This is a genomic window from Vibrio sp. 378, assembly GCF_033339435.1.
Window position 1 is genome coordinate 1 of record NZ_JAWOUO010000281.1, and the last position, 879, is coordinate 879.

Annotated in this window: 1 protein-coding gene; it reads right to left on the bottom strand. The window is 46.8% G+C overall.

Annotation, left to right across the window (positions count from 1 at the left end; translation table 11 throughout):
- Positions 1-879 (bottom strand): flavodoxin-dependent (E)-4-hydroxy-3-methylbut-2-enyl-diphosphate synthase (gene ispG, locus R7Q48_RS25720; protein ID WP_318132997.1); only part of this gene is annotated, 879 nt, incomplete at both ends.

Here is an 879-nt window from a genome sequence, read left to right on the forward strand (position 1 = left end):
TACCACACAGCCAATAATAGACACATCCATTGGTGTGATGATGTCCTCTAAACGCAGCTCAAGCGCATTTACCGTACCAATAACATCGAATTCTTGGCGTGAACAACTTGGGCAAGCAATAAAGTTGATGCCACGAGAGCGAATACGCAAAGATTTCAGAATATCGAAACCGACTTTGATTTCTTCGACTGGATCAGCAGCTAAAGAGATACGTAACGTATCACCAATACCTTCCGATAAAAGCATGCCCAAGCCAACTGCTGACTTCACAGCACCTGCGCGCGCACCACCAGCTTCAGTAATACCTAAGTGAAGCGGCTGGTCGATTTTCTTCGCTAGCAAGCGGTAAGAATCAACCGCAAGGAATACATCCGATGCTTTAACGCTGACTTTGAACTGATCAAAGTTAAGACGATCGAGATGATCCACATGACGCATCGCTGATTCAACTAGGGCTTCAGGCGTTGGTTCACCGTATTTCATCTGCAGATCTTTTTCCAAAGAGCCGCCATTAACGCCAATACGGATCGGGATATTCTTATCACGCGCACAATCAACAACCGAGCGAATACGCTCTTCGTTACCAATGTTACCCGGGTTGATACGCAAACAATCGACGCCGTATTCCGCGACTTTCAGTGCGATACGGTAGTCAAAGTGAATATCAGCAACCAGAGGAACAGATACTTGCTGTTTGATCAGCTTAAACGCTTCTGCTGCTTCCATCGTTGGTACTGAAACACGGACGATGTCTGCGCCGACTTTTTCTAGTGCTCGGATTTGTGCGACTGTCGCTTCCACATCAGTCGTGCGAGTGTTAGTCATTGACTGTACTGCAATTGGCGCACCATCACCAATTGGCACATCACCCACATAAAT